The following is a 20,626-nucleotide window of genomic DNA, read 5'->3' as shown; positions in this document are numbered from 1 at the left end:
GCGGATCGAATCGGCGCGATCGGCTGAAGCGCGATGCATAGGAGCGATTAACCAGGCTGGCCCCACCCGCGACCTAGGCCACCAATGATCCGTGACAGGTTTGGTCTGCCAATTCCCGTTCCCACTGCTGGGCCTCTTGAATCGCCTGGGCTACCACCGCTTGGCAACTGTGGCCCGTTTCCACCTGCTGGAGCCACTGCTGGGCGGCATTGCCTTCCCGCAAAATGCGCTGCAAGGGTGACAAGAAGCAGCTAAACCCGCGCTCTTTGGCGATCGGGCGTAATTCTGCATAGAGTTGAGCGATCCAATCCCTGGCCTTGATGGTGCGGCCATCCTGCCAATGGCGTAGGGATGCATCCAAGCTGTGGCGAGCGACGGCCATTTCGTTGGCCAGAGTCAACGACAATAAATCGTCATTGCGGGTGGCGGCCGGCAACAGGCTCGCAGTGAGTGGATCTAAGCTGGGATCGTCCATCAATTGGCACAGCCGAGCCTCCAGTAGGGCCGTGATCGCCAGCAGGGCCAATGGATCAATCACCGGGTCACAAATCCGCATTTCCAATCGATTCAGGTTATAGGGTCGGCAATCGCCGTTGGGCCGCACGGAACTCCAGAGGTGGCGGACATTTTGCATGGTTCCCAGTTCTAATTGCTCTTCCGTCCAGCGAATGAAGTGCGCGTGGCTTTCAAACAGGGGCACTCGATCGGGCGTTTGGGGAAACAGATGCCAGCGGGTGGAATGGAATCCGGTTGGTTCGCCATCCAAGAAAGGAGAGGAAGCACTCAGGGCCAAGTAAAGCGGCGCTTCCACCCGCACCAGCCGACAGGCCCGCATCAACAGTTCTGGATCGGCAATGCCAATGTTGATGTGAACGCTGGCGGTGACGACTTTGGTTCCGTAGGTGCGTTCAATGTAGGCGTGGTAAGGGTTGGCCGGGTCAGATCGGTAGAAGCGATCGCTCCCGCCGAGGGCTAATGTGCCGCCGGGCACTAGGGTGTAGGGGCCCAGGGTTTTCAGGTATTGGCGCAGGCGCAACCGAGGAACGAGCAAATCGCACAGCAACCGCTCATAGCTGCACAGGGGAGCGGTGGTGTATTCCACGTTGCGGCTGTCGGGTTCACGCACAAAGCCATCTAGGTTGGCGGTAATTCGATCGGACAGGCCCACAATTTGCCCATCGTGGGTTCCGGTATAGATTTCAATTTCAAAGCCTTTGGACAGCATCATAGGGAGTTGTGAAGCAATTGTGCGCGTCGGTCTGCTCTGCCAGCCCGATTTCTATTGTCGCCTGCGGCGCGATCGCCCGAGGGCTGTTCTGCTGTTGCTGGGATTTTTTGGGTCTTGAAAGGGGCGATCGCCCGGCGGCTGTTCTGTCGGGTTCTGGCCTGGTTTTGTTGGATCTAGTTTTTGTTGGATCTGGTTTTGCCTGGCCGGTGGGCAATATGTTGCGCGATCGCCCTTGTGGCGCATCAGTGGCCCAGAAACCGTAGCAGCTCAGAGACCGTAGCACTGGGCGACCTGAGCCGCTGCTCGGTGGATGAGGGCATGGCGATCGACCAGGGCCGCCAAATCATCGCAGTAGCCGCCGCCGATCGTGCAGGCCACGGGATAGCCCGCCGCTACACAGGTGGTCAGAACCTGCATATCCCGCCGAAACAAGCCAGAATCGGTGAGGGCGAGCTTGCCCAGCCGATCGCCTCCGTGGGGATCCACCCCCGCATCGTAAATCACCAGATCGGGCCGCACTTGGGCGAGCAAATCTGGCAGGAAGCGATCGAGCGTTTGTAAATAGTCATCATCTTCCATGCCTTCTGGCAATGCCACATCCAAATCGCTGGCCTGTTTGCGGGCGGGAAAATTTGCCTCGCAATGCATGGAAAAGGTGAAGACCTGCGGTTCGTTGCGAAAAATCCAGGCGGTTCCATCCCCTTGATGCACATCCAAGTCCACAATCAAGACCCGATCGACCAGGCCTTCGGCCTGCAAAACCCTGGTGGCGATCGCCAAATCGTTGAAGATGCAAAACCCGGAGCCAAAATCGGGGAAGGCGTGGTGCGTGCCGCCCGCCAAATTGCAAGCCAGCCCATGGCGCAGGGCCAACCGAGCCGTCAGCACCGTGCCACCAGCCGCCACGCAGGTGCGATTGGCCAAGGCTGGCGACCAGGGCAACCCGATTCGGCGCTGGGCTTTTGGATCCAAAGTACCTTGGCAATAGGCTTCCACATAGGCGCGATCGTGCACCAGCTCAATCCAGTCCTGGGGCGGTCGATCGGGTTGGTGAAACTGTTCTGGGGTTGCCGTGCCATCGCTGCGTAACCGGTCATAGAGCCTTGCAAACTTTTGCATCGGGAACCGGTGGCCGGGTGGCAACGGCGCGACATAATCGGGGTGATAAACTAGCGGCACATTCATCGCAATCTTGGCTCCGCAATTTTGGCTCCTGGGGCCGACCTGCGGTGGGTCGCCGGTTCATCGCTGGTTCAAGTTGGGTTAACAAGCCTGGGATGGCGGGGCGATCGACCCGGTTCCCAACTTGGGGCTATGGGGCTAATCAACGGTTGATTGCTCCGGTTGATGATTCCCCCATGATTGTCCCCAAACGTCTTCCTAGGGTAACGCTCTCGCCTTCGTTGTGTGATTTGGGCGATTCGGATGATTTGACGATTTGGGTAATCTGGGCGATCGCCCCCCAACGGTTTAATGAACTGAAAATAATGAATTGAAAATAATTGAAAGATTAATTGTTCAATTAGTTCATGGGATTTTGAAACGGGATTTTGTCCGTGCAACCTTTCAGCGCAACTTGGCTTTACGGCAGCAACGATCCGGAGAATGCTGCTTATTTTGAAACGATCCGCCAATGGTGGGTGAGCTTGGCGGGCAAGTCCGTGACCTGGCGACAGCGCTTGCTCGATCGCGCCACGGATCCCCAGACCCTCGATTGGGACGCGGAGCGCTTCGACGATGAATTCACCATCCAAGGGCCAGAAGTGCGGGGCATCACGTTCTATTACAAAAAGCTGGGCAGCGACTTGGAACGCAACAGCACGCCCCAATCCTTGAAGCTGTCAGCCAATGGGCAATATCTCTACATCTATCCCCAATCTCAAAATGATGTGGTGATTCGGGTGGGGCAGCCGGAAGCTCGCTTGGAAACGATCGCCCTCAACAATCCCACCGCCACGGTCAAAACCGGTGGTGGCCAATGCATTCTCACGTTGATCGATCGCCCAGCGGGCCAAGCTGTGGAAGTGACGCTGAATGCAGAATCCCTGCTGGCCCTCAAAAAGCTGTTGCCCTAGATCTTGTGCCGAGATCTTGATCAGCGAGGGGCCCGTGCCATGAGCCAATGCCGCCGAGGGCGATCGCCCCTGCAACAGCTTTGGATCGCCAGTTGGGCGATCGGGTTAGTGGGTTGCGCCAGTGGTCGCACCCTCAGTTTCCCGTTCGATGCGGCCGGAGCCAACCCCAACAGCCTCAACAGCGCCTTTTCGGAAACCAGCCCGGCCGTGGCGGGGCGCTTTTTGGTGTTTGTGTCCGATCGTCGGGGCAGCCAGGATGTGTTGCTCTATGACCTCCAGGAACGACGGGCGATCGAGCTGCCAGAGCTAAACGCCTTTGACACGATCGCCGCCAGCCCCAGCATTTCCAGCGATGGCCGTTGGATTGCCTTTTCTGCCAGTCGCCAAGGTCGCACCGACATTTACCTGTACGATCGCACCACTAACCAGCTCCGCAACCTGACCCAAGCCCTGCAACTGGAAACCCGCAACCCGCAACTGAGCGCCGACGGCAGCCGCATCGCCTTTGAAATTGAACGGAGTGGCCAGTGGGATATCGCAATTTACACCCGTGACGGCCAGCCCATTAATATTCCCTAACTAATTTCCTCTCCCCTAATCTCCTAATAGTCAGCCCATTAATATTCCCTAACTAAGTTCCTCTGTCCTGATCTCCTGATCTCTTGATCGCGTAATCTTACCCTGGACTAGAACCAAGCTTCGATGATTGGTTTTTATGAATTCTGATCATGTGATAATTTCTTTTGATTCAAAGAATTTCGTGCCTTATTTTTATAATTTCAAGTCTCTAATTGATTTTTCTAGACTAAAAAATGAATCGATTAGCTCTTTGATTAAGAACTATTGAAAGAAATTTCAGTCTCTATCAAAAATATAAAGCTGATGTTTTGATTGCTCCATGAACTGACGAGCAAACTTATAACTGAAATAGTACTGACGAATTATATAGTTCCTTTATTTTATTCGGAGAAATGGCAATGACGAATGAGAACCAAAGAGTTTACAAGGTGGTGGTTAACCATGAGCAGCATTATTCCATCTGGCCTGTGGAGCGAGGAAATCCCTGGGGATGGCGGGATGCAGGCAAAGAAGGGCTGAAGAGTGAATGCCTGAAATATATTCAAGAAGTATGGACTTAATGGACTTATTAGTGTCTTGTTGCATGGACGCAATCAGGATGCTGGGATGCATAGGCAGTCAAGGGGCGGCCATTGGATAGGCGGCCATTTTGGGTTGCGGCCATTTTGGGTTGCGGCCATTGGGTATGCAGTCATTTGGGGTTCGCCATGTGGTGGTGCCATTCCGTGGAGGGGTTTGCCAGTCGATCTGGTCTGGTCGATCTGGTCTGATCGAGAGGTTTCAAGCCTCTGATCTGTCCTAGCTCCGTATTTTTGCGGTACGGGCTAAATCGGCGGTCGGGGGACGATCGTTGATAGCATGGTGGTAGTATTTTGCTCCCTTCATTCGATTTCACGATCGCCCTGCGACCCGATGGCTGAACAATATTTGCTCGATAAGCTGCAATCCGTTGAGCAAACCTTTAATGAGTTAACCCGCCGCCTTGCGGATCCTGATGTGGCCACGGATCCGACGGAATTTCAGCGAGTGGCCAAGGCGCGATCGTCCTTGGAAGAAACGGTGGCGACCTATGACGCATGGAAAACGGCCGTCAGCGACCTGGAAGGGGCCCGCGAAATCCTGAAGGAGTCGGGCGATGACCCGGAGTTGCGGGAAATGGCGCAACTGGAAGTTGAAGAGCTGAACGATCGGGTCGCCCAGTTGGAATATCAACTGAAAATTTTGCTGTTGCCCCGCGACCCCAACGACGACAAAAACATCATGTTGGAAATTCGGGCCGGCACGGGTGGCGATGAGGCCTGTATTTGGGCGGGCGATTTGCTGCGGATGTATTCCCGCTATGCCACCACTCAGGGTTGGAAGGTGGCGTTGGCGAGCGAGTCGCTGTCGGAGGCGGGCGGTTTTAAGGAAGTGATCCTGGAAGTGCAGGGCGATCGGGTTTACAGCAAGCTGAAGTATGAAGCGGGTGTTCACCGGGTGCAGCGCGTGCCGGCCACGGAAGCGGGCGGCCGGGTACATACTTCCACCGCCACGGTGGCGATTATGCCGGAGGTGGATGAAGTGGAAGTTCACATTGACCCGAAGGACATTGAGCTAACCACGGCGCGATCGGGCGGGGCTGGTGGCCAAAACGTGAACAAGGTGGAAACCGCCGCCGACCTGTACCACAAACCGACGGGCATTCGGGTGTTTTGTACGGAGGAGCGATCGCAGCTCAAGAACAAGGAGCGGGCGATGCAAATTTTGCGGGCCAAGCTCTACGAAATGAAGATGCGAGAGCAACAGGAGGCGGTGACTTCTGCCCGGCGATCGCAGGTGGGGAGCGGTTCCCGATCAGAAAAAATTCGCACCTATAACTACAAAGACAATCGCGTGACCGATCACCGTTTGGGCCAAAACTTCACCCTCACGGCGGCCCTCGAAGGTGACATTGACGAGATGATTCAGTCTTGCATCACCCAAGATCAACAGGCCCAATTGGAAGAACTGGCAGCCCAGGTTGGTTAACGTTATCCGTTGTTTGCACCCCTAACCATGTCCTGGCAACGTCCCGACGGTCGATCGCCCGACCAGCTCCGCCCCGTTCAGTTTCAGCGAAATTTCACCAAATATTCTGCCGGGTCTGTGTTGGCCTGTTGTGGTGATACGCAGGTGATTTGCACCGTGTCTGTGCAGTCCGGTGTGCCGCGCTGGCTGGCTGATTCGGGTCAGGGCTGGCTGACGGCAGAATATCGGATGATGCCGGGGGCCACACCCGATCGGCAGTCGCGAGAAACCTTCAAGCTGTCCGGGCGCACCCAGGAAATTCAACGGCTAATTGGCCGGAGTTTGCGGGCGGCGGTGGATTTGCGGGGCTTGGGGGAGCGTACCCTGACGATCGATGCGGATGTGTTGCAGGCCGACGCGGGCACACGCACCACGGCGATCACGGGTTGCTATGTGGCGCTGGTGGATGCGTTGCAATCGCTGGTGGCCGCTGGGGAGTTGACAACGTTGCCGATCGCCTCGCCAGTCGCTGCTGTTTCCGTGGGGTTGATTGAGGGGGCCGCCTACCTGGATTTGAACTACCCCGAAGATGTGGCCGCCGATGTGGACTTCAACGTGGTGATGAACGGCGAGGGTAATTTAATTGAAGTGCAGGGGACGGCGGAATCGGGCAGCTATAGCCGATCGCAACTGAATGCACTGCTGGATTTAGCCGAAAAAGGCATCGGTGAATTGATGGCGGCCCAAGCGGCTGCCCTTGCCGACTCCAATGATTAGAAATCGCAGTTCTTAGGCGATCGCATAGCCTGAAAAACGACGGAAATGAGGTGGATGAAACCCAATCACAATATCTTCTTTGGGAATACCTCGTTCAACCAAATTTTGAGCAATATCCAGTTCGGTATTGTTGACCTGAATCCAGATTTTTCCTTGCTTTAGGTCAAGGTGCATTGAGCAACCATAAATTCTTTGTTTGTTGTACCAGCCGATCGCCAAAACCTGATAGTGGTCATGCTCGCTGTCGAATAAGGTTTGAACTTCAATATCACCATAGGATGGTTTGTAAGCTGCATAATCTGTCAGAAGCTGCTTAATCACAGCTCGATAGGCTTGCAGTTTTTCTGTTTCCGAATTCAAGGCTGTCATCGGGTAATTAACCTCACTCAAAATGATTGAGATTCCATGGCAAATTACTTAAAAACCAGAATTAATTAACAGCAAATCCGTTATATTGACGCATAAATGGTGAGTGATACGCCAATACAATATCTGTTTTGGGAATGCCTTTTTCTAAGAGTTCATTGGCCACGCCCACTTCTGTTCCATCATATTGAATCCAAATCTTTTCCCCCTTGAGATCGATATGAATTAAAACGCCGTAGACTCGCTGTTTCTGAAGCCAACCTGACCGCATGACTTGATAGTGATCACGTTCATGGTCAAATATGGCTGCCATTTCAATCTCGCCATAGGCTGGCTGAATTTGGCTGTGCTCAAGCAAAATTTCTTGAATGACTTGGCGATATTGATTTAGTTTTTCCATGACAGCCACTCTCTCATCTTTAACATTTTAGATCCTCCAACACTGTCGTTAATGATCGTCCGGTGGTGGGGGCAAGGGGTTTAAACCCCTTGTCTGTTGATGGTGTCGCGGGGCGTGGGTGGATGCTGTGGCTGGCTGGTCAGTGGAACAATAGAAACCTGTTCGCGATCGCTGAGGACTTATGGCGCAGGTTTTGGTGCTGACGAATGATGACGGGTACGATGCGCCGGGGATTGCCGCGCTCGATCGCGCCGTTACGGAATTGCAGTTGGGTTCAGTGCGGTGGGTTGCGCCCGCAGCGGAACAGTCGGGCTGTGGCCACCAGATTACTAACCATCGGGTGCTGGCGGTGCAGGAGCGCGATCGCGGGTTCTCCGTGGCGGGCACACCGGCTGACTGTGTGCGGTTGGCCGTCAGTGAGCTGGTTCCCGAAGTGGGCCCGGTGCTGTCAGGCATCAACGCGGGCGGCAACTTGGGCACGGATGTCTATAACTCGGGTACGGTGGCGGCCGCTCGGGAAGCAACGCTGCAAGGCCGACGGGCGATCGCCCTATCGCACTGGATTCGACGGCCCTTGGAAATCGATTGGGACTGGGCAGCTCAACAGGCAGCGCGGGTGTTGCCCCTGTTGCTCGATCGCCCCTGGGAACCGGGCAGTTTTTGGAATGTGAATTTCCCGCACCTTGACCCCGGCGCTCCCGATCCCGAAATCGTGTTTTGTGAGCTGTCCCGTGACCCGGTTCCACCGATCTATCGGCGTACAGAGGAGGGCTATCAGTACAACGGCATCTATGGGGGTCGTCCCTACAAACCCGGAACCGATGTGGCCATTTGCTTTGGTGGCGCGATCGCTGTTACGCAGTTGCGAGTTTAGGGAGCCGATCGCGGGCGATCGCTAGAATTGAATCAGTTTGTCTCCCTCGTAAGGCTGGTTATGGTGCTTGCTGTCTCCCGCGATCGGGCCCTGTCGCTGGCTGAGTTTCTCGCATTGCCTGAAACTCAACCGGCCAGCGAATACATCAACAGCCAGGCTCATCAGAAGCCAATGCCACTTTGAAGTGAAATGGCTCAGGCAATCCATTGAAAATTAATAGGAAAACGACCTAATTCTTGGATGCTTCTAATTCTGCCTTCATGCGCTCCAAGGTGATGTGCATCTGATCAAACATCATTTGAGGAGTCATCCCAAATTGCGAGAGGTGGGTTTTCAGTTGCTCCACCTGCATTTTGGCCATGAAATCATCTGACAATTCAAATCGCTTCATGAAAATTCGATAGCGATCGAGCACGGTTTCCATCTGTTCGATGTAAAGTCGCTTCCCTTCGCGATCAAACTTGCCGTAGTCACCCCCAAGCTGCACTAGGGATTGATAAGTGCCAAAAATTTCCTTGGCTTCCTGTTGGACAATTTCAGAATCAAAAATGCTCATGTTTTATGCCTGGGTCATTGTTAACACCCATTTGTCTTTGATCTTAGCCGATTCTCCTCTGAGGCAAAACGCCCACCCAGTCGGGAGATCCGAACTTGAACGATCGGACTTTGCGCAGAGAAATTAGGGCAATGAACAGGGGCGATCAATGGCTGGTTTGCTCGGTCTGCGGTTCAATGGGTGTTCAATGGGTGTAACCGATGTTGCTTTGGCGCACGCCGCCCCTCGACCCGCCAATTTGCCAACTATCATGAACAATGGGCGCAACATCGCTGCCACCAACTCAGCCAAGGGAGTTCCAGACCGGTGCTGAGTCCCCAGAGTAGCCGAGGCTTGGTAACGGTCAACGCTCTATTGTGCGCCTGTTTTTCCTTGCTTTTTCTATGTTTCGTTGCTGAATCCGTTGTCTAACGAGTAACTTCCATTGCCAGCCAGTTAACTGAGGAGAGAACCATGACGGAAGTGGCAGGAACCTTAACCCGACCACGCAAGCGAACGATGGCCGTGGCCCTGGCCCTCACCTGTTTTGTGGTTCCCTTTGCATCGGGGTTGCACAAGTTTTATTTGCGGCAACGATGGTGGGGCGTGGCTTATTTTCTGTTTTTTTGGACAATGATTCCGCAAATTGCCAGTGCGATCGAGGCAATTTGGTATCTTTCCCAAGACCAAGAAGAGTTCGATCGCAACTTTAATAAAGAGCTACCGGCCGCCCAACGAACTGTCACGGTTACTGTGCAACCGGAGCGGGTAAATGCGGTGGGGGATGCCCTGCGAGAATTGGATCGACTTCGCCAAGAGGGATTAATTTCTGAGGCAGAGTTTGAACAAAAGCGCCGTCTGCTACTCGACCAAATTTAGATTGGCTGTCATCAATCTAAGTTTAAAAGATTAAAAAATTTGACCTTGGTTGCTGGGCGAACCATGACCTGATCTCAACTTTTGAGCACTGATTCAGATCTTGATCTAAGTTTGATCACAATCTAGTAGTCACTCAGGTTTAGCTTAACCGAAATTCAGTTAGCTAGAAGTTTCCAGTTAGTTAAATCACCATAATTTTTGTTGACTTCTGTGCCTCAGTTCTCTTCTCAAAATCCGTTATTAAGTTGGCTTCAAGCTCCCTTTCAGCCTGTGAACCCGGCTTTGAAAGCAGCTCGCAGCAAAATTGCGCGTGATCCATTTTGTCGGCTCAATTCTGCGTTGGAAGTGGCGGTGGCGGCCGAAATGGGCATTGCAATTGATGCTAATCGCGCCAGCATTGATGATTGGTTACGATTGCCAGGGTTATCGATTCGGCAAGCCACCTTGCTGACTCAATTGAGTGCGAGTGGAGTGGTGTTTTATGGATTAGAAGATTTGGCTGCTGCTTTAGGGGTAACAGTGGCACAGTTGGAGCCTTGGACACCGGTTTTACGGTTTTATTTTTACGATCCGGAGGCGGCTTCTTTTCAACGAACCTTGGATGCTAATCACGCCACGGTTGATGAACTGGAGCGGCTGCCGGGGGTTGATCGCGCCTTAGCAGAAAGAATGATTCGCGATCGCCAAGAGCGGGGTGCTTTCCGCAGTTTAATTGATTTAAAACGCCGCTTGAATTTATCTGGTGAGCTGCTTGGAGAATTAATGCACTATTTGCGATTCCCAACGTCTTAGATGATACGCATTGCAGGAAATTTAATAAAAATGTTATTGATATCAAATCTTTAAAAGAAAAATGTAACAGATGAGATTGATGAAATGAACTTAATTGATGATTGGCCAAAAACGACGGAAGCCGCCAAAAAAATTCAAAATCAACTGCGCGATCAAGTGATCTTGCAGGATCAATTTTCTGCCCCAAAATTGATTGGGGGAGCTGATGTGGGGTTTGAAGAAAATGGCGCGATCGCCCGTGCAGCCGTTGTGGTTTTGAGCTTTCCTGGCTTGGAGCGACTCGAATTTGCGATCGCTCGAATTCCCACTCCTTTTCCCTATGTGCCAGGATTTTTATCCTTTCGAGAAGTGCCAGTGATTTTGCAAGCTTTTGATCAACTTCAACAAAAACCAGATCTGATTTTATGTGATGGTCAAGGCTATGCTCACCCGCGCCGGTTTGGGTTAGCTTGTCACTTGGGATTGTTGTTGAACCTGCCGACCATTGGTGTGGCAAAATCCCACTTGATTGGAACCCACGAGCCGCTAGATTTGGCGAAGGGAAGTTGGCAACCTTTGATCGATCGCGAAGAAACCATTGGTGCAATTGTCCGATCTCGCCACAATTGTCGGCCGCTTTATGTTTCCTCGGGGCATCGAGTGAGTTTGCCCACGGCGATCGAGTTGGTTTTGAATTGCACCCCGCGCTACAGACTGCCAGAAACCACCCGCTGGGCCGACGCGATCGCCTCTCAACGGGGGGCTTTCAAGAACACTGAGCCTGGTAAGGTCAACCCATAGCTCAGCAATGGTCAATCAACCCTGATTCGATCCTGACTCAAGATATTGCTGCGATGCCAATCTGTTGCTTAGGTGTTGTTTTAGGCGCTTTTGCAGTGATGGACTGGCGATGAACGCAAGGGGCTTGCTTAGCGCTTTTTGAATTTCTGAGTCTAAACTTCAAACTAAACCTCAAACTAAACTTCAAACTAAATCTCGAATTTCAGTTCTCGTAAAGTTTGGCGAATTCGCTCCGCTTCCGGTGACTGCTGTTGATCATATAATTCAACGGCTGTCTTGAAGGCTTTCAGGCTTTCGGGCACATTGCCACCTTTCAAGAAAGCTGCGCCTAAATTTTGGTGAAATTCGGGCTTCGCCGGATCGAGTTCAATGGCTTTTTGATAATGCTCGATCGCCTCCAAAGTACGGTTCATTGCTCGCAGGTTTGAACCTAAATTGTAATGGGCGATCGCAAAGTTGGGATCAATGATCACTGCTTGGCGATAGCTCTCATAGGCCGCCTGTAGGTTTCCTTTTTGGCGATAAAGATTACCTAAATTGATCAAAGAACCTAATTTCAAAATTGGCAGAACTGGTTGGCGCAAAGCCGCACGATAATGGGCTTGGGCTAAATCGAGGTTCTGTTGTTGATTATAAAAAATTGCCAAATGATAGTGTAGCTCATATAAAACTTCGGTCATTTTCTCTTGTTCTGCCCGCTTGAGACCGGTTTTCAAGAGTGCGATCCCTTGTTCTGGTTCTCCTAAGTCGATCAGAAGGGCCCCCAACTTGCTACAGACGTAGGGATCCTCTGGATTTGCTTTCCAAAAAACTTCCATAGCAGCCTTGGCTCGATCGGCTTTGGAAGCACTGGCAATTCGATCGAGCCGATAACCATCATGATCGATGGCCGGCATTGAAAGAGACACAATTTTCCAGTGGGATTCCTGTTGCAAAAGCCTCACCACACTGTCATCAATAATGGCGTGGTAGGGGCGATCGAACTGAATTTCAGGATGCCGCCGAAACAAACGCGAGACCAAAGAATAGGGAGATTGCACTGCGCCCAATTCTCGACGCACCAAATTCACCACCAAATGCTCTGGATAGCTAACCGCTTCGCGAATCGGTTCGATCGCTTCCGGCAGCAACCACTCATCCGCATCCAACACCAACACCCAATCGCTCTCGATTTGGGCCAAAGCTGCGTTTCGAGCGGCCGCAAAATCATTGCACCAATCGAAAAAAGCCACCCGCGCCCCATGCGATCGGGCCCGCTCAACGGTGTCATCGGTGGAACCCGTATCTAACACTAAAATTTCATCCACACAGTCGCGCACACTGTTGAGGCAGCGATCGATCTGATGGGCTTCATTTTTGACAATGAGCGATAAACAGATACTCATGGCCGAAACACCGAGTGTAAATCTGAAGGGTAGATAATGCCGTTAAAATAACGAGATGATCGTTTGATCTTCGTCAATCTGAGCGCTGATCTGATGCTGATCTGATATTGATCGATTCCGGCTTGAACCAGATCTTAATCAGTCCTTAAATTGCGGTTTGTGCGCAATTCCCAATCACAACCTCCCGCTTTCATACTGGCTAAATCGTTTCCTAAATTGTCTCATCCTATGCCCCAAGACGTTCCACTCGGCTCAGTCATTCAAGGTTCCCTTAGCGAAGGGCTGGAGGTGCGGCTCCATGCCGATGTTTCTGTGGAAGAGATGCGAGTGGGCAAATTTTTGGTGGTGCGGGGGCGGCGATCGCACTTTTTTTGCATGTTAACCGATGTGGCTTTGGGAACCTCCAGCCAACGAATTACGATCGATCCGCCCCATCCCGATGATGATTTTTTGCGCGATGTGCTGGCCGGCAGTGGCACGTTTGGGACGATCGAACTCGCTCCCATGCTGATGTTTGTGCCCCAGGCAGAGATGGACTGGGAAAACCTGCCTTTACCCGATCGCTTGGCTCCAGAACCTGCCCGATCGGCCCGCAAAAACGGCAAAGCCAAGGACAAAAACGGCAACCAAGCATCCAGTAATTTAGCCTCCTTTGCTGCTAACCGCGATGCCAATTTGGAATTGTTACCCGTGAAAACCATTCCTAGTCACTTTTCGCAGGTCTATGAAGCGAGCGATCGGGACTTTCGGATCGTGTTTGGTTGGGAAGACGATCCCCAGCGACGCAATTTTGCGATTGGAATGCCGATCGATACCGATGTGCCCGTTTGCATTGACCTCGATCGGTTCGTGGAGCGCAGTAACGGCGTTTTTGGGAAATCGGGAACCGGCAAATCATTTCTCACCCGTCTGCTGTTGGCGGGCACAATTCGCAAGCAAGTGGCGGTGAACTTAATCTTTGATATGCATTCGGAATATGGCTGGGAAGCCATGCGCGAAGGCAAAGGAATCAACACCGTCAAAGGGTTGCGACAACTTTTCCCGGGGCAAGTGGAAATTTACACCCTGGATGCGGAGTCCACCAAGCGCCGAGGCGTGCGCGATGCCCGAGAACTCTACATCAGTTATGACCAAATTGATGTGGAAGATTTGATGCTGGTGAGTGCGGAGCTGAATCTTTCCGAAGCCAGCGTTGAAAATGCAATTATTTTGCAAAATGAATTTGGTAAATCTTGGATTTCACGGCTCCTCAGCATGACGAATGAGGAAATTCAGGATTTTTGCGAAACCAAAATGGGCAGCAAATCTTCGATCATGGCGCTGCAACGAAAGTTAAATCGTCTTGATCAAATCAAATATATGAGAAATGCTGGCTCGGATTATATCAAGCAAATTTTGGACTCCCTGGAAGCTGGAAAACACGTCATTATCGAGTTCGGTTCCCAATCAAACATGTTGGCTTATATGCTGGCCACCAATATTATTTCTCGTCGGATTCATGGCATTTACGTGCGCAAAGCTGAGCGCTTTTTGCAAACCAAGGATCCCAACGATAAGCCCCGCCAATTGATGATCACGATTGAGGAAGCACATCGATTCCTGGATCCCGCCACCGCCAAGCAAACTATTTTCGGCACGATCGCCCGTGAAATGCGGAAATATTTTGTCACCTTGCTGGTGGTTGATCAGCGTCCCTCGGGGATTGATAACGAGGTCATGTCGCAAATTGGGACTAGAATTACAGCCCTGTTGAATGACGAAAAAGATATTGAAGCTATCTTTACCGGTGTGGCAGGAGGACAAAGCCTGCGATCGGTTTTGGCCAAGCTGGATTCCAAGCAACAGGCCCTAGTTTTGGGCCATGCTGTGCCCATGCCTGTAGTGGTTAGAACTCGTCCCTATGACGAGAAGTTCTATGCGGAAATTGGCGACACCTTTTGGGAAGAACTGCCCGATGAAATCGCGATCGCGGAAGGGGACAAAGCCAAGGCCGATTTGGGATTTTAAAACGTGCTAATGAGACCTTGATGGGATGTTGATGGGATGTGGGGGGCGAAGGATTGATGTGATGGGCCGGACGCTTGATCGGGCGATCGCCCCCAGGATCCTGAGCACCTGAAACTTGAGTGTCCAAACTCTCTACAACAGCCGTGATTTTTCCTCAACCCCCAAGCGACCAGTTATGGCAATGTCCATGGTTGCGACTACGGCGATCAGGGGCGATCGCGCGGGCCCGCAAGGCTTAACAGTGGTGTGACAAAAACTTCGTATGACTGCCATGGCAATGTCGCACCCGCTGGCTATACCTAGACCATGATGCTGATCCTCGGAAGCGGCTGAAGGGGTTTCCAAAACCCCAACCCAGCGCACCAACCAAGTGCAGGGCGGGATACCAATCTTTCAGGTTCGGTTATTGCTCCCCAGTCTGTCGTACCCAATTCCAACTTTTGCGATCACTATGGAAAAAGAGTCGCGCTCAGAAACCTGAAAAAGCCTGATTCTTCATTCAAGTTTGTGGAGTGAATAACAGCCCAATTTCAGTGCTTCGGTATCTGTTTTGACTCTTAACGTTACCGATCGAGCTGAGATCTTGCTTCCGGGAGATTCACCAATGAACTTCAAGGAAACTGAATGCCCATAACTCCCTTCGTGATCACACTCCAATCCTTCTTGAATGGCTGATTTCCAGTGCATTTCTGGCTGATTCTGAACTGGTTTTGATGGATTCTGGCTGATTTTCGGTTGATTTTTGATGGATTTCCGGTTGATTTCTGGTTGGTTGCTGAATTTTCAGTTGTGACCGACTTTGACTAACTGAGTTTTGGCTGACTTTGGTTGCGTTTTTCGTGGTTTTGCGAAATTGTCGCCTAATGGCTCGCCGTAACTCTGCTGGGAACTGTTGCCCAAGGTTAATTTAATGAACTTTTTGCAATCCAAGACCGTCTAATTCTTTGTCCCTTTGAGTGTTGCCAGGTGGGTTTTGGCCGCTCTTGGTTTGTGGACTCTTGACCTTTGGATCTTCAGTGTAGATCCGAATTTGGAATTTGTGGGACTCGTTTCCCAGGGCGTTTTTTGAAACAGACTTGCTCATCAATGAACGCCGATAACGCTGACGAATAACGCCGACCCGCAAGCTCTTGTGCTCGCGTCTTTGTGATTGAAAATAGGATGCTGACCATGCCGACCGCTATGATTCGCCCCCAAACGCAGCGATCCAAGTCGCGAGAAGGTGACAGTGCCGATTTGGTTCGCGCCTATTTGCACGAAATTGGCCGAGTTCCGTTGCTGACTGATGAACAGGAAATTATTCTGGGCAAACAAGTGCAGCAAATGATGCGGCTCTTGGACATCCAGGAGAAGCTGATGGGCGAGTTGGATCGATCGCCCACGGAGCAGGAATGGGCCGCTGCCGCCCAGCTTTCGGTGGAAGATCTGCGCCAGCAGTTGCGGGTGGGCGATCGGGCAAAGAAAAAAATGATTGAAGCCAACCTGCGTCTTGTGGTTTCGATCGCCAAGAAATACCAAAAACGCAACCTAGAACTCTTAGACCTGATCCAAGAAGGCAGCTTGGGTTTGGAGCGCGGGGTGGAAAAGTTTGACCCCATGATGGGCTACAAATTTTCAACCTATGCCTACTGGTGGATTCGCCAAGCGATCACGCGGGCGATCGCCCAACAATCACGCGCCATTCGCCTGCCGATTCACATCACCGAAAAGCTGAATAAGGTGAAGCGGGTGCAGCGGGAGTTAACCCAAAAACTGGGTCGATCGCCCAAGCTCTCGGAAGTGGCGGCCGAGCTGGAATTGGAACCGGCCCAAGTGCGGGAATTCATGCTGATTTCGCGGCAACCGGTTTCCCTGGAGTTGCGAGTGGGCGACAACCAAGACACGGAACTTCAGGACTTGCTGGAAGATGAAGGCGATCTGCCGGAAGATTACGCCAGCCGCGAGGCCCTGCGCTTGGATTTGCAAGCCCTGTTGGCGGAGCTGACTCCTCAACAACGGGATGTGATTACCCTGCGTTTTGGCCTCGAAGATGGTCGGGAACTATCTTTGGCTAAGGTGGGCGATCGACTCAACATCAGCCGTGAGCGGGTGCGTCAGTTGGAACACCAAGCCCTGAAGCAACTGCGCCGTCGCACCGATGTGCGGGAATATTTGGCGAGCTAACGGCCGCCTTAATCCGCCTGCAACAAACCGATTGTGATCGACTAATTTCAACAAACCGATTGCGACCGACTGATTTCGACAAACGAATTGCAACAAAAAGCGGCGTTCCCGATCGGGTCGCCGCTTTCCAGTTCTAGTTGCGTCGTTTTAGTGCATCCGAGGAAACGGAAAATCTGTCGTGAGGCAAGCCGCGTCTCCCAAAACGCGATTGCATCAGGAATTCAATCTTCGCAGTGTGGTATCCGGTCGGATTTGCTTCGACCTGATTGTAGCTGAAGATACGAAAAATTTTGTAACATTTTTTTGCAAAATCTGGCAAAGATTCTGTAAAGAATTTGCAAAATCTCAAAATACCTGCCCCATCCCTCGTGTCTCCCAAAGCACCGGTAACGGCGATGGCTTTTGCAAGATGACTCTCCAACTCTCCCGATCGCTCCTGGAGCAACTGTGTCGAGCAGCGGAAGCAGCTTTGCCCTATGAATGTTGCGGCCTGTTGCTGGGCCGGCAAGTGCGCACCCCAGTTGAATTACCGATTGAATTACCAGCTGAATCACCGGTTAAATTACCGATTGAGTCACCAGTCGGCCCAAGGGATCCAGCCCCCGCAGGTTCCATGGGGGCGATCGAGGCGATCGCGGCGATTGTCTATGAGCTGTGGCCCGCCAATAACGATTGGGAGCAACTCACCGATGAACCCTTTCGCACCTTGGATCCAATCCCCGCTGGCGAAACCAGTCCTGAGCGTCGCTATGCGATCGCCCCGGCCACGATGTTGGCGGCCATGCGGGCCGGTCGTGCCCGTAACCTTGATATCATTGGGGTTTATCATTCACACCCGCAACATCCGGCCGTTCCATCCGAGTTCGATCGCGCCTGTGCTTGGCCTGACTACTCGTACCTGATCCTGTCGGTAAAAGGCGATCAAACCGTGGACTGGCAAAGCTGGCGACTCAATCTCGATCGCCGGTTTCAGCCCGAGTCGATCGTTCTTTGTGGATCCTGATTGTTGATCTCAACTGCCCCTGGCGCGCCCGGTTGCTTAGCCACTGCGATTCGTTGATTCCCCCCAAGGCCGATCGCCCCCCAAGGCGATGCCTGGACGGGAAACCCCTCACAGCGATCGAAGGCGCGATCGCCCCCCCGCGATCGGGCATCGAACCCAAACCACCTCGCAACCTATGCTGAATATCGATACCAGCAACACACAACTCCTAAAAGAAGAGTACGAACGCTACTCTCGACACCTCATCCTGCCCGAAGTGGGACTGGAAGGCCAAAAGCGCCTGAAAGCCGCCAGCGTGCTCTGCATTGGCAGCGGCGGTTTGGGTTCGCCCCTGCTGCTCTACCTCGCCGCCGCCGGCATTGGCCGGATTGGCTTGGTGGACTTTGACGTGGTGGACTACTCCAACCTGCAACGCCAAGTCATCCACGGCACATCCTGGGTTGGCAAACCCAAAATCGAATCCGCCAAAAATCGGATCCTCGAAATTAACCCCTACTGCCAAGTGGATCTGTACGAGGCGCGGCTCAGTTCTGAAAACGCCCTCGACATCTTCCGCCCCTACGACATCGTGGTAGACGGAACGGACAACTTCCCCACCCGCTACCTGGTGAACGACGCTTGCGTTCTGCTCGACAAGCCCAACGTTTACGGTTCCATCTTCCGGTTCGAGGGCCAAGCCACTGTCTTTAATTACGAAGGCGGCCCCAACTATCGCGACCTCTATCCCGAACCCCCGCCGCCGGGCATGGTTCCCTCCTGCGCCGAAGGTGGCGTGTTGGGAATTTTGCCGGGGATCATTGGCGTAATCCAAGCCACGGAAACCGTCAAAATCATCTTGGGCAAGGGCACGACCCTGAATGGTCGCCTGTTGCTGTACAACGCCTTGGATATGAAGTTCCGGGAACTGAAGTTGCGGCCCAACCCCGAACGTCCCGTCATTGAAAAGTTGATTGACTATCAACAATTCTGTGGGTTACCGCCCGTGGGCCAAGCCGAAGAAAAACCCGACGTGGCCGAAATGAGCGTCACGGACTTGAAATCGTTGATCGACAGCGGCGAAGACTTCCTGCTGTTGGATGTGCGCAACCCCAATGAGTTTGAAATTGGCCGCATTCCGGGATCGGTGTTGGTGCCGTTGCCGGATATCGAAAGTGGCAGCGGGGTTGGGAAGGTGAAAGACCTGCTCAAGGGCCGCAAGTTGGTGGTTCACTGCAAGATGGGCGGGCGATCGGCCAAGGCCCTCGGGATCCTGCAAAAGTCTGGCATTGACGGCATCAACGTCAAGGGCGGGATCAATGCTTGGAGCCAAGAAGTGGATCCTTCGGTTCCCCAATACTAGTTCTTGATCCCAGCTCAAAATCCCAGCTTGAAATCCCACTGAGTTGTGCGAATCTGGTTGGCGCAGATCTGGTTGGCGCAAACTTGGTTGGTGAAAATCTGGTTGGTGCAAAGCGGCGGTTAATCTTCATGAAGAGGGCCGCCGCTTTTGCATGGCTCAGTTTCCTGAGATCCTTGGGCAGAGGGCGATCGCCCGTTCCGGGACATGGGGTCGCCTAGACTTTTCAACCCCTTTGGATACAATGGAAATTGAACGGTTCAGTAAAAATTCCTAACTTCCATCGCTCGATTCGTCCATCGAGGGTGCGATCGTTCGGTGCTTTGGCCCTCCGGTCAGCATTGCCCAATCCCTTAACTTTCTTGGGCTAATTGGCTGTCCCTGCCTCAGTTCCGCTCGGTATTTCTGGTCGTCCAAATGCTCTGTCTCCAGTTGTGATGGCCCCCACAGTTCGCCAAGAAAAACATCAGTGGCGCAAGCTGAGTTTCCCTTCAACGCTGCATTTGTGCCCTGTTCTGGATTTGTTAGTGGAAGATGTCCCGGAGCCTTGGCGCTTTGAAGTGCGCCTTGGGTTACAGGAGGCTTTGGTCAATGCGGTGAAGCATGGTAATGGCCTTGATCCGGGAAAACGAGTGTGTGTTCACTTTTCTGCTCGCAGCCACCGCTACTGGTGGATGATTGCCGATCGGGGGGGAGGATTTAAGCCCCCTTGTTGTTGCCATGCGCCGCCGTTGCCACCTGTGGCCATGGATGCGGATCTGGATGATGTGACCATGGATTTGGATGCGGTGGAAGACCTGCTGCCGGGTAACGAGGGGGAATGCGGCCGCGGTTTGTTCATCCTGCATCAAGTGTTCGATCGGGTGGAGTGGCAAGAAGGCGGCCGCGTGTTGCATCTGTACAAGGAAACGGATCCGATCCGGGTCTCGAAACGGCAGCGATTGGCCCAAGCGGCCCAAGGTTTGCGGGCCAGTTTGCGAGAACGCTACGTGGCGCTAGTGCGTTAGCGGCCATGATCCGGGCAGGGCGGGGCGCTCACGGTGCGATCGAGCCATCCCGCCGCCTGCTGCAAATGCTCTAGGGCCATTTGGGGTTGGTCGCGCAACAGGGCCACCAAGGCCGCCGCCGCCTGTTCCCGGGCCCGGATCGATCGATTGCCCTTTTGTCGATGCCAATCCCCGTTGCCCAGCGCCAAACGCGATGCGAGCACCTGCGCCAGTTCTAAATCGGTCAGCTCTTGACAGGACTTGGCTTCCAGGGGGTTGGTAATCGGCTGGTGGGCAAAAAGGGAAGGTTTCATGGGTTGCTCGATCGCCCAATTGAAGCTGGGGGCAAGAAATCAAGAAATATTGCCTTCAGTGTGGCGACCTTTCCCAAAAAAATCAAATCTAATTACTGATCCCAACTATTGGATCCAAACCATTTGTCCAAGCTACCAGAGACAAGGGGCTTAGGGCCTGT

23 protein-coding genes and 1 pseudogene are annotated in these 20,626 nt (G+C 52.8%); 16 read left to right on the top strand and 8 right to left on the bottom strand.

Annotation, left to right across the window (positions count from 1 at the left end; translation table 11 throughout):
* Positions 1-73: 73 nt before the first annotated feature.
* Positions 74-1,228, bottom strand: coding sequence for a glutamate--cysteine ligase (gene gshA, locus AMR42_RS11790; protein ID WP_099533673.1), 1,155 nt, complete (start codon positions 1,226-1,228; stop codon positions 74-76).
* An 8-nt stretch (positions 1,229-1,236) separates the two neighbouring features.
* On the opposite strand from gshA, the gene AMR42_RS19890 reads away from it, so the two are divergent.
* Positions 1,237-1,491 (top strand): hypothetical protein, encoded by a 255-nt coding sequence (locus tag AMR42_RS19890; RefSeq protein WP_143473046.1) that lies wholly within the window; start codon positions 1,237-1,239, stop codon positions 1,489-1,491.
* A gap of 4 nt (positions 1,492-1,495) precedes the next feature.
* Here AMR42_RS19890 and AMR42_RS11785 read toward each other — a convergent pair whose 3' ends face one another.
* Positions 1,496-2,413 carry a histone deacetylase gene (locus tag AMR42_RS11785; RefSeq protein ID WP_099533671.1) on the bottom strand — a complete coding sequence of 306 codons (918 nt, stop codon included), beginning with the start codon at positions 2,411-2,413 and terminating at the stop codon, positions 1,496-1,498.
* 371 nt (positions 2,414-2,784) lie between these two features.
* Here AMR42_RS11785 and AMR42_RS11775 point away from each other — a divergent pair, with 371 nt between their 5' ends.
* The 5 genes from AMR42_RS11775 to rph all read left to right on the top strand — a co-directional run bounded on the left by AMR42_RS11775 (position 2,785) and on the right by rph (position 6,645).
* A complete protein-coding gene (locus AMR42_RS11775; protein ID WP_099533668.1) occupies positions 2,785-3,303 on the top strand; it encodes a hypothetical protein in 519 nt (172 codons plus the stop codon).
* Positions 3,304-3,342: 39 nt separating this feature from the next.
* Positions 3,343-3,882, top strand: a complete 540-nt coding sequence (locus tag AMR42_RS11770) for a TolB family protein (protein ID WP_099533666.1) — start codon at positions 3,343-3,345, stop codon at positions 3,880-3,882.
* A gap of 398 nt (positions 3,883-4,280) precedes the next feature.
* Positions 4,281-4,442 carry an MbtH family protein gene (locus AMR42_RS21610; protein WP_099533744.1) on the top strand — a complete coding sequence of 54 codons (162 nt, stop codon included), beginning with the start codon at positions 4,281-4,283 and terminating at the stop codon, positions 4,440-4,442.
* Between the two features lie 352 nt (positions 4,443-4,794).
* Entirely contained in the window at positions 4,795-5,889 is a 1,095-nt protein-coding gene (gene prfA / locus AMR42_RS11760; protein WP_099533664.1) for a peptide chain release factor 1, read from the top strand.
* 27 nt (positions 5,890-5,916) lie between these two features.
* Complete coding sequence (rph, locus tag AMR42_RS11755) at positions 5,917-6,645, top strand: ribonuclease PH (RefSeq protein WP_099533662.1); 729 nt, start codon at positions 5,917-5,919, stop codon at positions 6,643-6,645.
* A gap of 12 nt (positions 6,646-6,657) precedes the next feature.
* Here the strand turns inward: rph and AMR42_RS11750 are convergent, their stop codons facing one another.
* Entirely contained in the window at positions 6,658-7,014 is a 357-nt protein-coding gene (locus AMR42_RS11750; RefSeq protein WP_099533661.1) for a XisI protein, read from the bottom strand.
* A gap of 61 nt (positions 7,015-7,075) precedes the next feature.
* Positions 7,076-7,411, bottom strand: a complete 336-nt coding sequence (locus AMR42_RS11745) for a XisI protein (RefSeq protein ID WP_099533659.1) — start codon at positions 7,409-7,411, stop codon at positions 7,076-7,078.
* A 181-nt stretch (positions 7,412-7,592) separates the two neighbouring features.
* Between AMR42_RS11745 and surE the strand changes: the two genes are divergently transcribed.
* Positions 7,593-8,285 carry a 5'/3'-nucleotidase SurE gene (gene surE, locus AMR42_RS11740; RefSeq protein WP_099533657.1) on the top strand — a complete coding sequence of 231 codons (693 nt, stop codon included), beginning with the start codon at positions 7,593-7,595 and terminating at the stop codon, positions 8,283-8,285.
* 60 nt (positions 8,286-8,345) lie between these two features.
* Positions 8,346-8,462 (top strand): annotated as a pseudogene (locus AMR42_RS21605) (Uma2 family endonuclease); the annotation flags it as partial.
* Between the two features lie 52 nt (positions 8,463-8,514).
* On the opposite strand, the gene AMR42_RS11735 reads toward AMR42_RS21605, so the two are convergent.
* Positions 8,515-8,841, bottom strand: a complete 327-nt coding sequence (locus AMR42_RS11735) for a DUF1825 family protein (RefSeq protein WP_099533655.1) — start codon at positions 8,839-8,841, stop codon at positions 8,515-8,517.
* Between the two features lie 453 nt (positions 8,842-9,294).
* Between AMR42_RS11735 and AMR42_RS11730 the strand changes: the two genes are divergently transcribed.
* The 3 genes from AMR42_RS11730 (at position 9,295) to nfi (ending at position 11,271) form a co-directional block, all read left to right on the top strand.
* A complete protein-coding gene (locus tag AMR42_RS11730) occupies positions 9,295-9,699 on the top strand; it encodes an NINE protein (protein WP_099533653.1) in 405 nt (134 codons plus the stop codon).
* A 270-nt stretch (positions 9,700-9,969) separates the two neighbouring features.
* Positions 9,970-10,491, top strand: a complete 522-nt coding sequence (locus AMR42_RS11725; protein ID WP_234406962.1) for a ComEA family DNA-binding protein — start codon at positions 9,970-9,972, stop codon at positions 10,489-10,491.
* Between the two features lie 84 nt (positions 10,492-10,575).
* Complete coding sequence (nfi, locus tag AMR42_RS11720) at positions 10,576-11,271, top strand: deoxyribonuclease V (protein WP_099533652.1); 696 nt, start codon at positions 10,576-10,578, stop codon at positions 11,269-11,271.
* 188 nt (positions 11,272-11,459) lie between these two features.
* Here the strand turns inward: nfi and AMR42_RS11715 are convergent, their stop codons facing one another.
* Entirely contained in the window at positions 11,460-12,656 is a 1,197-nt protein-coding gene (locus AMR42_RS11715) for a tetratricopeptide repeat protein (RefSeq protein WP_099533650.1), read from the bottom strand.
* A 228-nt stretch (positions 12,657-12,884) separates the two neighbouring features.
* Here AMR42_RS11715 and AMR42_RS11710 point away from each other — a divergent pair, with 228 nt between their 5' ends.
* A complete protein-coding gene (locus tag AMR42_RS11710) occupies positions 12,885-14,663 on the top strand; it encodes a DUF87 domain-containing protein (RefSeq protein ID WP_099533648.1) in 1,779 nt (592 codons plus the stop codon).
* A gap of 132 nt (positions 14,664-14,795) precedes the next feature.
* On the opposite strand, the gene AMR42_RS20470 is transcribed toward AMR42_RS11710, so the two are convergent.
* Positions 14,796-14,936, bottom strand: a complete 141-nt coding sequence (locus tag AMR42_RS20470) for a hypothetical protein (RefSeq protein WP_158234456.1) — start codon at positions 14,934-14,936, stop codon at positions 14,796-14,798.
* Positions 14,937-15,833: 897 nt separating this feature from the next.
* On the opposite strand from AMR42_RS20470, the gene AMR42_RS11705 reads away from it, so the two are divergent.
* The 4 genes from AMR42_RS11705 (at position 15,834) to AMR42_RS11685 (ending at position 20,172) form a co-directional block, all read left to right on the top strand.
* Positions 15,834-16,826 (top strand): RNA polymerase sigma factor, RpoD/SigA family, encoded by a 993-nt coding sequence (locus AMR42_RS11705; RefSeq protein ID WP_099533740.1) that lies wholly within the window; start codon positions 15,834-15,836, stop codon positions 16,824-16,826.
* Between the two features lie 409 nt (positions 16,827-17,235).
* A complete protein-coding gene (locus AMR42_RS11700; protein ID WP_143473045.1) occupies positions 17,236-17,829 on the top strand; it encodes a M67 family metallopeptidase in 594 nt (197 codons plus the stop codon).
* Between the two features lie 175 nt (positions 17,830-18,004).
* Positions 18,005-19,168 (top strand): molybdopterin-synthase adenylyltransferase MoeB, encoded by a 1,164-nt coding sequence (gene moeB, locus AMR42_RS11690; protein WP_099533643.1) that lies wholly within the window; start codon positions 18,005-18,007, stop codon positions 19,166-19,168.
* A 434-nt stretch (positions 19,169-19,602) separates the two neighbouring features.
* The gene (locus AMR42_RS11685) at positions 19,603-20,172 is read left to right on the top strand and encodes an ATP-binding protein (RefSeq protein WP_099533641.1); all 570 of its coding nucleotides are present in this window, start codon (positions 19,603-19,605) and stop codon (positions 20,170-20,172) included.
* On the opposite strand, the gene AMR42_RS11680 is transcribed toward AMR42_RS11685, so the two are convergent.
* Positions 20,169-20,465, bottom strand: coding sequence for a DUF6439 family protein (locus AMR42_RS11680; protein ID WP_199291485.1), 297 nt, complete (start codon positions 20,463-20,465; stop codon positions 20,169-20,171). The two genes, AMR42_RS11685 and AMR42_RS11680, sit on opposite strands and share 4 nt — an antisense overlap.
* Positions 20,466-20,626: the final 161 nt, after the last annotated feature.

Source organism: Limnothrix sp. PR1529, from assembly GCF_002742025.1.
Lineage (GTDB): Bacteria > Cyanobacteriota > Cyanobacteriia > CACIAM-69d > CACIAM-69d > CACIAM-69d.
The sequence above is the reverse complement of the archived record's forward strand: the minus strand, read 5'-3'. Positions and strand labels throughout refer to the sequence as shown.

Bases quoted from the DNA above. Each gene is read 5' to 3' on its own strand.
- rph (WP_099533662.1), top strand. From the start codon at position 5,917: ATGTCCTGGCAACGTCCCGACGGTCGATCGCCCGACCAGCTCCGCCCC.
- prfA (WP_099533664.1), top strand. From the start codon at position 4,795: ATGGCTGAACAATATTTGCTCGATAAGCTGCAATCCGTTGAGCAAACC.
- gshA (WP_099533673.1), bottom strand. From the start codon at position 1,228: ATGATGCTGTCCAAAGGCTTTGAAATTGAAATCTATACCGGAACCCAC.
- AMR42_RS11685 (WP_099533641.1), top strand. From the start codon at position 19,603: ATGGCCCCCACAGTTCGCCAAGAAAAACATCAGTGGCGCAAGCTGAGT.
- moeB (WP_099533643.1), top strand. From the start codon at position 18,005: ATGCTGAATATCGATACCAGCAACACACAACTCCTAAAAGAAGAGTAC.
- AMR42_RS11735 (WP_099533655.1), bottom strand. From the start codon at position 8,841: ATGAGCATTTTTGATTCTGAAATTGTCCAACAGGAAGCCAAGGAAATT.
- AMR42_RS20470 (WP_158234456.1), bottom strand. From the start codon at position 14,936: ATGGCAGTCATACGAAGTTTTTGTCACACCACTGTTAAGCCTTGCGGG.
- nfi (WP_099533652.1), top strand. From the start codon at position 10,576: ATGAACTTAATTGATGATTGGCCAAAAACGACGGAAGCCGCCAAAAAA.
- AMR42_RS11785 (WP_099533671.1), bottom strand. From the start codon at position 2,413: ATGAATGTGCCGCTAGTTTATCACCCCGATTATGTCGCGCCGTTGCCA.
- AMR42_RS11750 (WP_099533661.1), bottom strand. From the start codon at position 7,014: ATGACAGCCTTGAATTCGGAAACAGAAAAACTGCAAGCCTATCGAGCT.
- AMR42_RS21610 (WP_099533744.1), top strand. From the start codon at position 4,281: ATGACGAATGAGAACCAAAGAGTTTACAAGGTGGTGGTTAACCATGAG.
- AMR42_RS11680 (WP_199291485.1), bottom strand. From the start codon at position 20,465: ATGAAACCTTCCCTTTTTGCCCACCAGCCGATTACCAACCCCCTGGAA.
- AMR42_RS11705 (WP_099533740.1), top strand. From the start codon at position 15,834: ATGCCGACCGCTATGATTCGCCCCCAAACGCAGCGATCCAAGTCGCGA.
- AMR42_RS11730 (WP_099533653.1), top strand. From the start codon at position 9,295: ATGACGGAAGTGGCAGGAACCTTAACCCGACCACGCAAGCGAACGATG.
- AMR42_RS11745 (WP_099533659.1), bottom strand. From the start codon at position 7,411: ATGGAAAAACTAAATCAATATCGCCAAGTCATTCAAGAAATTTTGCTT.
- AMR42_RS11715 (WP_099533650.1), bottom strand. From the start codon at position 12,656: ATGAGTATCTGTTTATCGCTCATTGTCAAAAATGAAGCCCATCAGATC.
- surE (WP_099533657.1), top strand. From the start codon at position 7,593: ATGGCGCAGGTTTTGGTGCTGACGAATGATGACGGGTACGATGCGCCG.
- AMR42_RS11710 (WP_099533648.1), top strand. From the start codon at position 12,885: ATGCCCCAAGACGTTCCACTCGGCTCAGTCATTCAAGGTTCCCTTAGC.
- AMR42_RS11700 (WP_143473045.1), top strand. From the start codon at position 17,236: ATGACTCTCCAACTCTCCCGATCGCTCCTGGAGCAACTGTGTCGAGCA.
- AMR42_RS11770 (WP_099533666.1), top strand. From the start codon at position 3,343: ATGAGCCAATGCCGCCGAGGGCGATCGCCCCTGCAACAGCTTTGGATC.